We start from the raw sequence: 11,950 nt of genomic DNA, 5'->3' as shown, positions 1-11,950 counted from the left end.
ATGACAGCAGCGTGACAGACGGGCTATTATAAATAGGTCGCCGTAGCTTCGCGGTGCCCCAGACAACGATCATGCCCAGACTGGCAGTGGCTCTACTAACCGTACTCCTGTTGCACGGCTGCTCACCTCCTCCTGACGAAGAGAGCCCTTCTTCAGACGTCGACACGCAGACGCCAACCAATGAGGCCCTGTCCGCTGCCCTTTCCAATACGACACCCCGGCCCCGGACGATCGTTATCGCATCCGATCCCTGGTGCCCCCATAACTGCGAAGCGGGGAGCGATCGCGAGGGCTACATGGTGGACATTGCCCGCGAGGTCCTTGGCGAAGCCGGCTATACCGTGGAGTACGTCAACGTTAGCTGGGCACGGGCGCTGCAATTAACGCGTGAAGGTCAACTGGACGCAGTGGTCGGTGCCTTCACAACCGATGCCCCGGATTTCGTGTTTCCAGACACCCCCCAGGGGCGCTCAGCCATTGCGCTGTTTACCCACCCTGACAACCGCTGGGTATACGACGGGCTGGCGTCGCTCCATAACCAGAAGCTGCTGGTCATCAATGGGTACTCCTATACCGATGAGCTGGACCAGTACATTGAGGAGCATCAGGCCAACCCGGAACGAATCTGGGTGATCGCGGGGCCGTCACCCCTTGATCGGGCCATCTACCTGCTGGACCAACACCGTACTGACATTTTTGCGGAAGATATCTACGTGATGGCCTGGTGGGAAATGAACAACAACGACACTGTCCCCGCGCCACGGCAAGCAGGGTTGGTCGACGAAATCGATGCCTTCGTCGCGTTTTCCCCGGTACGGGAAGACGCAAAAGAACTTGCGAAACTCTTAACGGAAGGCACCCGACAACTCATGGACAGCGGCCGGGTACAGCAGATCCTGGACCAATACGGTCTCAGTCTGTGGACTGAAATGCCCTGATCAGACGTCCATCTCCGGTCACCAGCAGCAACTCACCGTTCCGGCCAATGTCGAAGCGTCGAACCTCACCCAACAGCGACAGGAATCGGTCTTCCTGGTTCATCAATGCCGGCGCACAGGCTTTTCTGGTTGACGCCATCCGGGTGAACTCGAGCCCTTCACCCGTCAAATTCCATCCACCGCTGAATTGATTGCAGGACGCACGCCCTGCCACACGCTGATCCGCCAGGAAGTTCAGTGTCACCCGGGAACTGTCAATAATCCCGCGGCCACCAATGTCTTCAACAACCCACTCAGTTCCCCGAAGCAACCGCTCAGGATCCCCTCCGCAGCCCTGGGATTCTTCTCCGTTTACGGCCAGCCGCACCTGTCGAGGATAGGGCATGCCGGTCATGGAATCGCGACACAGTTGGCTTGCTGTCTTCAGCGATACCCGAACGCCATCACCTTCAGCCTCGAAAGTACGTCCCGTGGTCGCGCTCTCGACAACCTCGTAGCGTAGTGCAATCGGCTCCTTGCCCATTTGCTCCACCACCAGTTGCCCCGGCTCAAGAACTGCCCGCCAGAACGGCTCGTTCCCCCGGGCGATAAACGGCTTCTCGACAGCGCCCGGAACCAGGCATAGCGGCAACGCCTGCCCGTCTATTGTCAATGTGGCAGTGTCACCCTTGCTCCAGAACTGGGTGCCATCGTTGTCGGGGTCCACAAAGCGCGCACCGGAGGCACTTTCCTTTTGCTTCAACACCATTTTGTCGCTGCCGAACGTTATCGTCAGACCACTGCGGTCTTCGTGGTAGTCGAGGCCTATATCAGCCTGGCCGCATGCCATGGTATTGACGGCAAGGCCGTCACCGGCGCGTTGATCCTCGGTGGATGCACAGCCCGCGACCAGCAGGACGCTGACCAAGGCCGGCAAAGAGGCGGCGATTCCTTTCATTGTTTATTCCTCATTCCCTGTGGTTGTAACAGTTGCAGATTATCCATGATGGCTGCCGATTTTAAAGCAGAGCCGTTACCATTTCCTGCCTTAAAGCATTACGCTTAGGCCATCAAAACACCCGGGAGTATTCCACGTCATGGCGATAAAACTCTACCAGTTTGCTATTTCACACTACTGCGAAAAGGCTCGCTGGGCCCTGGATCACAAAGGTCTGAGCTACGAAGCCATCAGCCTTCTGCCCGGCCAGCACATCAACACCATCCGCAAACTGACGGGCGCTGATTCATCGGTACCGGTACTGGACCATAACGGTCACCGGGTTCAGGGATCGAAAGCCATCATTGACTATCTGGACGACACGTTTCCCGAGAACCCGCTTACGCCGACCGACCCGCAGGCCCGCGAGGCCGCGCTGTCCTGGGAGCAGCGGCTGGACGACGAAGCCGGCCCCAGCGTGCGCTGTTACTCCTACCACCACTTCCTGCAACGCCCCAAGGTGGTCGTTCCCATGCTGGCTGCGGGCACGCCCTTCTACAATCGGATTCTACTGAGACTGGCCTTCAGCCGGGTGGACGAGGTCATGCGCAAATGGATGAAGATCAACGAGAAAACCGCCGCGCAGTCGCGGGAAACCATGGAGCGCTACCTGACCGAACTGGCGAATGCCTACCAGGAGAAGCCCTACCTGGCTGGAGACAGCTTCTCCCGCGCCGACCTCGCCGCGGCCTCCTTGTTCGCACCCATGTTCCAGCCCGGCCAATACCCGGTGCCCTGGCCCAAACCGGCGAAAATCCCCAAAGACATCCAGGCCTGGCTGGATCAATGGCAGCCACAGATCCACACGCTGGAAAAGGTCTACACTGCTAATCGCTGAGCCACTGACGGCGCTCTCGGCCGGGTGAATTGCCGGTCCAGCGGCGGTAGGCCCGGGTAAAAGCACTTTGCTCGGAAAAGCCCAACAGCAGAGCAATGTCAGTCAGCGTCAGGGAGGTGTCGTCCAGGTACTGTCGCGCCAGCTGTTCCCGGTTCCGATCGAGCCACTGCTGCCAGCTCAACTGATACCGGGCCAGGCGTCGCTGCAGCGTTCGCGGTGACATGTGCATGGCATGGGCTGCACGCGCAAGGGTGGGCTCGCCATCAGACAACAGTTTCAGCAGTACCTGCTGTAGCTGGCGATCAATGCCCGAGCCCGCCTGTGACGCCTCCGGCAACGCCCGCAGCAGGGCACGGGCCTGCCGGTCCAGCAACTCGCGAAGTGTCGGGTCTCGCCGGGGCATGGGCAGGCTGAGGTAATGCAGCGGAAACCGGACTCGCACATGGCTGTCGTTCCAGGTCACCGGGCAGCCAAAAAACCGTTCGTATTCCCTGGCCGCCTCAGCACTGACGTCACCCAGAAAACTCACTAGCGAGGGCGGAGGGGGCTGATCAATCTGGCGACGCATAAAGGTCACCAATGCTGCAATTGCAGCGCCGTCCGCCTGCTGGCCAAGCTCATTCTCCGAGGGCGGCCAGCGCATTTCCGCCTGATCGCCGACGACCTCGATTTCCGCCAGGCTGGCACCATAAAACAGGGTTTCGTAGCGCTGGTAGGCCAACATGGCCTCGCCGAGGGTGTCGGACGCCAGCACCAGATAGCCGAGCACACCCACATGGGCAGGACGCACACAGGCCCCCACCTTTAGCTCGGGAGCGGCATACTGAGGCGCCAGCGCCAGAGCCAGTCCCTGCGCCAGCAGGTCACGCCACACCGGCACCGGTACGTTGTCTTCCGACGCCCAGCGCGCCAGCGCTATCCTGACCGGGGCATTCTCCAGTCCCTCCTGTTCAAGCCAGTCCGATAGCAGTCCCGTCCAGGCGCCGGTTACCCGCATTACCTTGGCCATGGTTCACCGTCCTCCACGCGCTGCGTCATTCATTGTTGGCACTAATCATCAATTTTGTGGCGTTTATTGTCAATTTATGGCGTCGCCATCGGCGCAGAATACACTCACACCTACAATCACAATACGGTTTCACCATGGCATTGTTGGACATGATGAGGGCGGTTCTTGAGGAGAGCGGGTTGCTGCCCCTCTGGAACACCCTCGCCCCCTGGCTGGCACTGGACGAACGCCAACTGATATTCGTTGTCGCTACGCCGGTGTTTATTGCCGTCACCCTGTGGGAGTACCTGCGGATTCGCCACGACCCCACGCGCATGGACGTACCGGAAGCCCTGCGGAATTTTGCCCTGGGTGCCGGCTACCAAATGACGGAGTTGCTGTTCGCGGGCCTGATCGCCTTTCCCGTATACGCATTCCTCTACCATCACCGCCTGCTGGATCTGAAACTGAACTGGGCAACGGGTCTTCTGACGTTTGTTGGAGTGGATTTCTGTTTTTACTGGATGCACCGTTCCAGCCACCGCATACGCTGGTTCTGGGCCGCCCATGTGGTCCACCATTCCTCCGAGCGTATGAATTTCTCCACCGCCATGCGCCAGAATGCCACCAATATCTTTAACGGCATGTGGCTGTTCTATGTGCCCCTGGCGTTGATCGGCTTCAATCCTGTGTGGATCGGCGTGGCTTATGCCCTCTCACTGGTGTACCAGTTTTTCATTCACACCACGCTGGTTGGCAAACTGCCAGGCTGGGTGGAAACCGTATTCAACACCCCCAGCCATCACCGGGTTCACCATGGCCGCAACCCCGGCTATATCGACCGCAACTACGGTGGCACCCTGATCGTCTGGGACCGACTGTTCGGCACCTTTGTCGCCGAAGACGAACAGGCACCACCGGACTACGGCATTACCCGACCGATACACTCCAGGAACCTGCTGGTGCTGTGGACCCACGAGTACGTGGACCTGTTCCGGGCCATGGCCCGACCAGGCGGCCTGCAAGCCCGCCTGAAGCACCTGTGGAAGCCACCCGAATGGGATCGGGACGCGGACTAGCGCCACAAAAGCCGGATTTTCCGGCTCCGTCTCACATTAAGGCCCGATTTCCGGCTAGACTCCCGTTTACGCCACCAAACCGCCCGGAATCGACCAACATGGACCTGCAGGAAAGTTTCATCAACAGCCCCGATCACCATCGAATTCCGTTGCTGTCGTGGGCGGCGGAGGCCCCGTCGGCCGTGCTGGTCATTGCCCACGGCATGGCGGAGCATGCAGCCCGCTACCAGCCGCTGGCGCTCTGGCTGAACCAGCAGGGGGTATCGGTGATTGCGATCCAGCATCGAGGCCACGGACCGCATTGCCCCGAAACTGACCTTGGCCATTACGCCGACCACAAGGGCTGGCAGAAAGTAGTGGACGACCTGCAGCAAGTCGTTGTCCATGCCAGAAAGCAACACCCCGACCTCCCGCTAACGCTGTTCGGCCACAGCATGGGTTCGTTCATCGCCCAGGCCTTCAGCCAGCAGTATGGTGACCAGATCGACAGACTGATCCTCTGCGCGACCAATCGTATCGACAAGCCGAAGTTGCTGACCTCCCTGGCACTGGTCCGCTCTCTCCGGGCACTGCGCGGGAAACGGCACCACAGCCGCCTGATCGACAATATGACCTTCGGTGCCTTCAACAAGGCGTTCTCCCCCAATCGCACCAGCCATGACTGGCTCAGCCGCGACCCGCAACAGGTGGACCGCTACCAGAGAGACCCACTCTGCGGCTTTCCCTGCACGGCAGGCCTATGGTCCGACTTCATTGGTGGCATGCTGACCATCAATCCAAAAACATGGCGCAAGGACCTTCCGATACACCTGCTGGCCGGTGACAGCGACCCAGTTGGCGAGATGGGACAAGGTTTCAACCGGCATGTTGCCAACCTTCGTGGCGCCGGCCTGCTCGTTGCCTCCGACCGTCTGTTTCCCGGCGCCCGTCACGAACTGGTCAATGAAACCAATGCTGACGAGGTCTGGCACCACATCCTCGACTGCCTGCGTACCGAGGCAGACTCCGGCGCGTAAAAACATGACGCCGACCGGCCCGGGGCGCTAAGATCAATGCCACCCAACTAATCGGAGTAAGCCCATGTTTACCAACAGAGTCGTGTGGATCACCGGCGCGTCATCCGGCATTGGTGAGGCCTTGGCGGCCAGGTTTGCGCGCGAAAATGCAAGAGTTGTTCTTTCGGCGCGACGCCAGCCAGAGCTGGAGAGGGTCCGCCAGCGCTGCATTGATGCCGGCGCCGCCCCGGAAAACATGCTGGTATTGCCTCTTGACGTTACCGACCTGCCCTCACTTCCGGTAGCTGCCGACCACGTCATCAGTCACTTCGGCCAGATCGACCTGCTGATCAACAACGCCGGCCTTTCCCAACGCTCTCTGTGCAAAGATACCGATCTGTCGGTGTACCAGAAGCTACTGGATGTGGATGTGATGGGGCAGATTGCGCTGACCAAGGCCGTGCTCCCCCATATGCTGGAGCGCCAATCCGGACACCTGGCGGTGACCGCCAGCGTGGCCGGTAAAGTCGGCGTCCCCCTGCGCACCGGCTACTGTGCCGCCAAGCACGCGGTGATGGGCTTCTTCGACGCCCTGCGGGCCGAGGTGGAAGACGATGGCATTCTGGTCTCCACTATCACCCCCGGTTTCATCCGCACGGACATTTCCCGCAATGCCCTGGCGGCCGATGGCTCTGCCTTCGGCGAGGAAGACGAGAACATTGCCGGTGGCATGGACGTCGGCGAGTGCGCGGATGTCATCGTCAGCGCGCTGGCCAGGGGAAAGCGAGAGATTCCCGTCGGCAAGGGCAAGGAAATGGCAGCGCTTTGGGTCAAGCGTGTCGCTCCCGAGATGATGTTTAAGTTGGCGCGCAAGCAGAACTGAATCTGGAGTCACTGAAAACGGTTATGTACCAATCCACGTCAGCGGATCATCTACCAAGAGTCTGTCTCTTACGCATTGCCACGCTGCTGTTTTTTTCAATAGCCAGCCCCCCGGTCATGGCCGGTGACGTCAGCCTCGGCGTTGCTGCTAATTTCACCGACACCACCCGCGAACTGGCCAAACAGTTTGAAGCCAAGACCGGCCACACGGTTTCAGCCAGCTTCGGGTCCACCGGCAAGCTGTACGCCCAGATCCGGAACGGTGCGCCCTTCGACGTGTTCATGGCCGCCGATGCACGCAGGCCGGCGCTTATTGAGAAGGCGCGGGCCGGCGCCCCCAATACCCGCTTCACCTATGCCCGGGGCAAGCTGGTGCTTTGGAGCCCGACCCCGGACGCTTTCGGGGACGCTGAGAGCTACCTGGCCCAGCAAACGTTCGCAAGGCTGGCCATGGCAAACCCGAAGACCGCGCCCTACGGCCTTGCAGCACAACAGGTTCTGGAACATTTAGGCCATTGGCAGGCACTGCAGGCGAAGCTGGTTCGTGGCGATTCCATCGCCCAGACCTTCCAGTTTGTGGTCAGCCGCAACGCCCAGGCCGGCTTTGTAGCCCTGTCTCAGGTAACATCCTGGGACGACAAGGAAGGCTCCCTATGGAACGTGCCCCAGGACTATTACCAACCCATTGACCAACAGGCTATCCTTTTGAACCGGGGAACCAGCAATGAGGCAGCCCTGGCCTGGATGGATTTCCTGAAATCGAACACTGCCATCGCCACGATCCGGGGCTATGGCTATGACCCCGCTTACGACACGGCTGACTGATGCTTGAAACCTACTGGGACCCGGTCTGGCTGACACTCAGGCTGGCCACGACCACCACATTGTTGCTGCTGCTCATTGGCACGCCCATCGCCTGGTGGCTGGCCCGCTCCCGGCGCTGGCTGCGCCAGCCGGTTGCAGCGATCGTCGCCCTGCCCCTGGTGCTGCCACCCACAGTGCTCGGTTTCTACCTGTTGCTGGTCATGGGGCCTGACGGCTGGGTTGGCCAGATAACACAGTCCCTCGGGATCGGCCTGTTGCCATTTACCTTTGAGGGCCTGGTGGTGGCGTCGGTCATATACTCCCTGCCATTCACCGTTCAACCTCTGCAGAATGCCTTTGAAGCCGTAGGCGAGGGGGTCATGGAAGCCGCCGCAACCCTTCGTGCCGCCCCGTGGGAGCGGTTCCTGTTTATCGCCGTGCCCCTGGCAAGAAACGGATTCCTGACCGCCTCCGTGCTCACCTTCGCCCACACCATCGGTGAGTTCGGCGTGATCCTGATGATCGGTGGCAACATCCCGGGTGAAACCAAGGTGTTGTCGGTGGCCATCTACGACCACGTGGAATCCCTTGAGTACGCCCAGGCCCACTGGCTGTCCGCCGGCATGGTGGTGTTCTCCTTTGTGGTTCTGGTGACCCTCTACGCGCTTAACGGCAAAGCCCGCGCGGGAGCTCTCAGATGACCGCCACTATCCATGCCCGCTTCCGGTGTGCCTTTCCGGGGTTCGACCTGGACGTTGACCTGACCCTCCCGGGTACCGGCATTACCGCCCTGTTCGGGCACTCCGGTTGCGGCAAGACCACGCTGCTTCGGTGCATGGCAGGCCTTCAGAACGCGCCCGGAACCATGACCGTTCTGGGCGAACCCTGGCAGACGGAAGAGCTCGTCCGGCCGGTACACAAGCGCGCCCTGGCGTACGTGTTCCAGGAAACCCAGCTTTTTCCCAACCTGAACGTCCGCAGGAACCTGGAGTTCGGTTACCGCCGTATTCCCGCCGGCGAACGACAGATCAGATTCGATGACGCCGTTCGCTGGCTTGGCCTGGAATCCCTCCTGGAGCGCATGCCGGCCGGACTTTCCGGCGGTGAGCGCCAGCGGGTCGCGATTGCGCGGGCACTGCTGACCAGTCCAAGGCTGTTACTGATGGATGAGCCGCTGTCTGCTCTGGACCGAGCCAGTAAACAGGACATCCTGCCCTACCTCGAGAGGCTCCGGGACACCCTCGCGATTCCCATCATCTACGTGTCCCACTCCACGCCAGAGGTCGCCCGCCTGGCCGACCACATCGTGATGATGGAGGATGGCCGGGTGGTGGCCCAGGGCCCGCTGCAGGAAACGCTCGCCCGCACCAACAACCCCTTTCGACTGGAAGACGATGCCGGGGTTCTGCTGGAAGGACGGATCGACCATCTGGACCCACGCTGGCATCTGGCCCTGTTCAGGTTCGACGGGGGCCAACTGTGGTTGCGCCAGGACGACCGGCTGACACCGGGAGACAGGGTTCGTGTGCAGGTCCTGGCGCGGGATATCAGCCTCGCGCTGGCTGAGCATTCCGACCAGAGCATCCAGAACCTGGTTCCGGCCATCATCGATCAGGTCGATCCGGATGTGGCGCCGGGCGTTAGCCTTGTCCGGCTTCTGGCGGGGCCAACCCCGCTGTTATCAAGGCTGACCACCCGCTCCGTAGACCAGCTCGGCCTTGAACCCGGCAAGACCGTGTGGATGCAAATAAAGTCCGTAGCTCTCGTGGACTGACACCTTTGGCCCGGTGTTTGGCCCGCCCTGCTATCCGGCGTCGGCGCCAGGATGGTTACCCTGACCTGACTCTCAAACACAGGGCAGGTATTGATTGTGGGCAATCATCAAACACACTGGGTGCACAGCGGCGGGCTCACTATCCATGCCGTTACCGAAGGCCATCCGGACTCGACGCCGCTGGTGTTGGTTCATGGCTACCCGGACAATCTTCAGGTCTGGGACAAGGTCAGCGCCGCCTTGAGCCAGGAGTATCTGGTGATCCGTTACGATGTCCGTGGTGCCGGCAAGTCCGGCAAGCCCCGAAAAACCCGGGATTATCGCCTGGCCCTGCTGGCCGACGACCTCCAAGCGGTGGTAGACACCCTGATCCCCGGACGCGAGTTCCACCTGATCGCGCATGACTGGGGGGCGATCCAGAGTTGGGAGTCCGTCACCGGAGAGCCCTTGCAGAATCGCATTCGCTCCTACACCTCCATTTCCGGCCCCTGTCTGGACCACATCGGCTTCTGGCTCCGGAAACAGCTGGAAACACCCGGGCTGGCAGGGGCAGCGAAGGTACTCCAGCAACTCACAAGCTCCTGGTACGTGTTCCTGTTCCAAGTGCCTGTGATCCCGGAAATGATCTGGAAAGCCGGCCTCGACAGGCTCTGGCCAGGGTACCTGAAGCATCATGAGCAGGTTGCCGATGCCAGGTTCAGCGCCTCCCAGAAGTCCGACGGGCTGTATGGGGTCAAGCTTTACCGGGCGAACTTCCTGACCCGGTTGCTGCGGCCACGAACCCGCGTGGCGCGCTGTCCGGTCCAGGTAATCATCCCGACCAGGGACGCATATGTGCGCCCTCAACTGAACGAGCATCTGGTTCGCTGGACCGGAAAATTAACCCTGCAAACGCTGGATACAACCCATTGGGCGCCACTGACGGAACCCGAAGCCGTATCTCGTGCCGTCCGCACATTCGTGGCTGCACACCCCTGAGCTGCCCCATACATCGAGTAGGAGGGGGAGTTACCTCCCCCGTCCTCTCACACCACCGGGCATACGGTTCCGTACCACGGCGGTTCATGGTCGGCTCTGAAGCCGAGTCATCGTATCCAGCAAGCTTACCAGAGACAGACGGTCGAATACCCTCTTAGGCAGGGCCGCGTTCATATGAGTCGCGCCACTGTTCCACCAGGGTCCACGACCATTGGTCGCGCTCCTCCAAGCCCTTATCTCAGTCAAGCCTAGCCGTACCAGGTTGCGGGCCCGCGTGCGGGTCCGCTTCCACTGCTGCCACAGGATCAGGCGAAGCCGCCGTCTTATCCAGCCATCCAGGGCTTCGACCGAACGCTTCGAGGCGGTCAGGCGATAGTAATTTGCCCAGCCTCTCAGCACCGGGTTCAGGTTCCGGATGGTGGTCGTCAACGACTGTCCCCGTGACCGTTTCAGCAGGGGGCGAAGCTTGGCCATGAAGGCCTTCAGGCTTTTGGGCGCGACTCTCAACCGGACCTGACGTTTATGCCAGCTCACGCTGTAACCCAGAAAGCTCCGACGCCAGGGGCGGTCCACGGCGCTTTTCACCGTATTCACCTTCAGGCGCAAGCGCGTTTCCAGGAAGTGGGTAATACTGGCCATCACCCGTTCGCCGGATCTTTTGCTGCTGACGTAAATGTTGCAGTCGTCCGCATAGCGGCAGAACCGGTGTCCCCGCCGCTCCAGCTCCCGATCCAGTTCGGTCAGGAGCACGTTAGAGAGCAAGGGCGACAGGGGGCCGCCTTGCGGCGTGCCTTCCCGTCTCGGGCTGACCAGTCCTCCTTCGAGCATGCCGGCTTGCAGGTAACGCCGGATCAGGGTGAGTATCCGCCGGTCGGCTATGCGACAAGCCAGCAGGCTCATCAGCACATCGTGGTTGACCCGGTCAAAGAACTGGGCCAGATCCAGATCGACCACCCAGCGGTGGCCGTCGTTGATGTGTTGCTGCATCGCCTTGACCGCCTGGTGGGCACTTCGACCGGGGCGGAACCCATAGCTGTGATCCGAGAAGGTCGGTTCCAGCGTCGGGCTCAGCACCTGGTGAAGGGCTTGTTGGATCAGGCGGTCCTGCACCGTTGGGATACCCAGTGTCCGCTCCCCGCCTTGCGGCTTGGGGATACTGACCCGGCGGACCGGTTGAGGATGGTAGTCTCCGGCCAACAGCCGCTCGCGCAGCGTTGGCCAATGCTGTTGCAGGTGGCCCTTCAGGGCCATCACCGGCATCTGATCGACACCGGCGGCACCCTTATTGGATACCACCCGCTGATACGCACGCATCAGGTTCGGGCGCTCAAGCACCTGTTCCATCAGCGTGTTCGGCTCCGCGTTCGTCCACGAGTGAGCCCCCGCGTCTGCCTCGACACGGACTTCAGTCTCTGCCGGATACCGTCCAGCGCCTTCCTGAATGCCCTGCCCCATCCGGGTCGCTTCTGTCTTCATAAGCACACTACGAGAACTCATCGCCTACTAACGGCCAACCATGTTCGGCCCTTCCGTACGCGGTGACGCACCTACTATGGCCTCGGCTGAGTTCTGGCTCCCCATCCCCACCTCTCGCGAAGTGAGTAGCACAGCGGCAGAGAACCAGACTTCCCAGGGTAAGACGCGTGACCTTCACACTTATGCCCGCCGCATTTACGTCCACACCTTCCGTGCAAGTAC

The 11,950-nt window shown here is 60.9% G+C and carries 12 protein-coding genes; 9 read left to right on the top strand and 3 right to left on the bottom strand.

From position 1 onward, the window contains the following. The first annotated feature begins 71 nt into the window (after positions 1 to 71). The gene (locus tag SIC19_RS12530) at positions 72 to 938 is read left to right on the top strand and encodes a substrate-binding periplasmic protein (protein ID WP_036210927.1); all 867 of its coding nucleotides are present in this window, start codon (positions 72 to 74) and stop codon (positions 936 to 938) included. On the opposite strand, the gene SIC19_RS12525 is transcribed toward SIC19_RS12530, so the two are convergent. After that, positions 913 to 1,875, bottom strand: coding sequence for an META domain-containing protein (locus SIC19_RS12525; protein WP_127401903.1), 963 nt, complete (start codon positions 1,873 to 1,875; stop codon positions 913 to 915). The genes SIC19_RS12530 and SIC19_RS12525 overlap by 26 nt on opposite strands. A gap of 139 nt (positions 1,876 to 2,014) precedes the next feature. Between SIC19_RS12525 and SIC19_RS12520 the strand changes: the two genes are divergently transcribed. Continuing rightward, positions 2,015 to 2,752, top strand: a complete 738-nt coding sequence (locus SIC19_RS12520; RefSeq protein WP_127401904.1) for a glutathione S-transferase family protein — start codon at positions 2,015 to 2,017, stop codon at positions 2,750 to 2,752. Here the strand turns inward: SIC19_RS12520 and SIC19_RS12515 are convergent. After that, a complete protein-coding gene (locus SIC19_RS12515; RefSeq protein WP_127401905.1) occupies positions 2,742 to 3,761 on the bottom strand; it encodes a helix-turn-helix domain-containing protein in 1,020 nt (339 codons plus the stop codon). The two genes, SIC19_RS12520 and SIC19_RS12515, sit on opposite strands and share 11 nt — an antisense overlap. A gap of 134 nt (positions 3,762 to 3,895) precedes the next feature. Here SIC19_RS12515 and SIC19_RS12510 point away from each other — a divergent pair, with 134 nt between their 5' ends. From SIC19_RS12510 to SIC19_RS12480, 7 genes are all read left to right on the top strand, one after another. Beyond that, complete coding sequence (locus SIC19_RS12510) at positions 3,896 to 4,819, top strand: sterol desaturase family protein (RefSeq protein ID WP_127401906.1); 924 nt, start codon at positions 3,896 to 3,898, stop codon at positions 4,817 to 4,819. 98 nt (positions 4,820 to 4,917) lie between these two features. Beyond that, positions 4,918 to 5,835, top strand: a complete 918-nt coding sequence (locus SIC19_RS12505) for an alpha/beta fold hydrolase (RefSeq protein ID WP_127401907.1) — start codon at positions 4,918 to 4,920, stop codon at positions 5,833 to 5,835. Positions 5,836 to 5,899: 64 nt separating this feature from the next. Further along, positions 5,900 to 6,697 (top strand): SDR family oxidoreductase, encoded by a 798-nt coding sequence (locus SIC19_RS12500; RefSeq protein ID WP_127401908.1) that lies wholly within the window; start codon positions 5,900 to 5,902, stop codon positions 6,695 to 6,697. 23 nt (positions 6,698 to 6,720) lie between these two features. Further along, positions 6,721 to 7,521 carry a molybdate ABC transporter substrate-binding protein gene (gene modA, locus SIC19_RS12495; RefSeq protein ID WP_127401909.1) on the top strand — a complete coding sequence of 267 codons (801 nt, stop codon included), beginning with the start codon at positions 6,721 to 6,723 and terminating at the stop codon, positions 7,519 to 7,521. Then, complete coding sequence (gene modB, locus SIC19_RS12490; protein ID WP_127401910.1) at positions 7,521 to 8,201, top strand: molybdate ABC transporter permease subunit; 681 nt, start codon at positions 7,521 to 7,523, stop codon at positions 8,199 to 8,201. Before modA ends, modB begins: the two co-directional genes overlap by 1 nt. After that, positions 8,198 to 9,274: a molybdenum ABC transporter ATP-binding protein gene (modC, locus tag SIC19_RS12485; RefSeq protein ID WP_127401911.1), complete on the top strand. Its 1,077-nt coding sequence runs from the start codon at positions 8,198 to 8,200 to the stop codon at positions 9,272 to 9,274. Before modB ends, modC begins: the two co-directional genes overlap by 4 nt. Before the next feature lie 96 nt (positions 9,275 to 9,370). Then, on the top strand, positions 9,371 to 10,252 hold the full coding sequence (locus SIC19_RS12480) for an alpha/beta fold hydrolase (protein ID WP_075194218.1): 882 nt from the start codon (positions 9,371 to 9,373) through the stop codon (positions 10,250 to 10,252). Between the two features lie 84 nt (positions 10,253 to 10,336). On the opposite strand, the gene ltrA is transcribed toward SIC19_RS12480, so the two are convergent. Beyond that, positions 10,337 to 11,728, bottom strand: coding sequence for a group II intron reverse transcriptase/maturase (gene ltrA, locus SIC19_RS12475; protein WP_127401912.1), 1,392 nt, complete (start codon positions 11,726 to 11,728; stop codon positions 10,337 to 10,339). Between the last annotated feature and the right edge of the window lie 222 nt (positions 11,729 to 11,950).

Source organism: Marinobacter sp. MIT930201, assembly GCF_047122665.1.
Taxonomy (GTDB): Bacteria; Pseudomonadota; Gammaproteobacteria; order Pseudomonadales; family Oleiphilaceae; genus Marinobacter; species Marinobacter salarius.
This window is presented reverse-complemented; position numbering and strand designations above follow the sequence as displayed.

What these genes read in the sequence shown, in the direction of transcription:
- ltrA (WP_127401912.1), bottom strand. Translation starts at nt 11,728, where the DNA reads ATGAAGACAGAAGCGACCCGGATGGGGCAGGGCATTCAGGAAGGCGCT.
- SIC19_RS12515 (WP_127401905.1), bottom strand. Translation starts at nt 3,761, where the DNA reads ATGGCCAAGGTAATGCGGGTAACCGGCGCCTGGACGGGACTGCTATCG.
- modC (WP_127401911.1), top strand. Translation starts at nt 8,198, where the DNA reads ATGACCGCCACTATCCATGCCCGCTTCCGGTGTGCCTTTCCGGGGTTC.
- modA (WP_127401909.1), top strand. Translation starts at nt 6,721, where the DNA reads ATGTACCAATCCACGTCAGCGGATCATCTACCAAGAGTCTGTCTCTTA.
- SIC19_RS12530 (WP_036210927.1), top strand. Translation starts at nt 72, where the DNA reads ATGCCCAGACTGGCAGTGGCTCTACTAACCGTACTCCTGTTGCACGGC.
- SIC19_RS12525 (WP_127401903.1), bottom strand. Translation starts at nt 1,875, where the DNA reads ATGAAAGGAATCGCCGCCTCTTTGCCGGCCTTGGTCAGCGTCCTGCTG.
- SIC19_RS12500 (WP_127401908.1), top strand. Translation starts at nt 5,900, where the DNA reads ATGTTTACCAACAGAGTCGTGTGGATCACCGGCGCGTCATCCGGCATT.
- SIC19_RS12510 (WP_127401906.1), top strand. Translation starts at nt 3,896, where the DNA reads ATGGCATTGTTGGACATGATGAGGGCGGTTCTTGAGGAGAGCGGGTTG.
- modB (WP_127401910.1), top strand. Translation starts at nt 7,521, where the DNA reads ATGCTTGAAACCTACTGGGACCCGGTCTGGCTGACACTCAGGCTGGCC.
- SIC19_RS12505 (WP_127401907.1), top strand. Translation starts at nt 4,918, where the DNA reads ATGGACCTGCAGGAAAGTTTCATCAACAGCCCCGATCACCATCGAATT.
- SIC19_RS12520 (WP_127401904.1), top strand. Translation starts at nt 2,015, where the DNA reads ATGGCGATAAAACTCTACCAGTTTGCTATTTCACACTACTGCGAAAAG.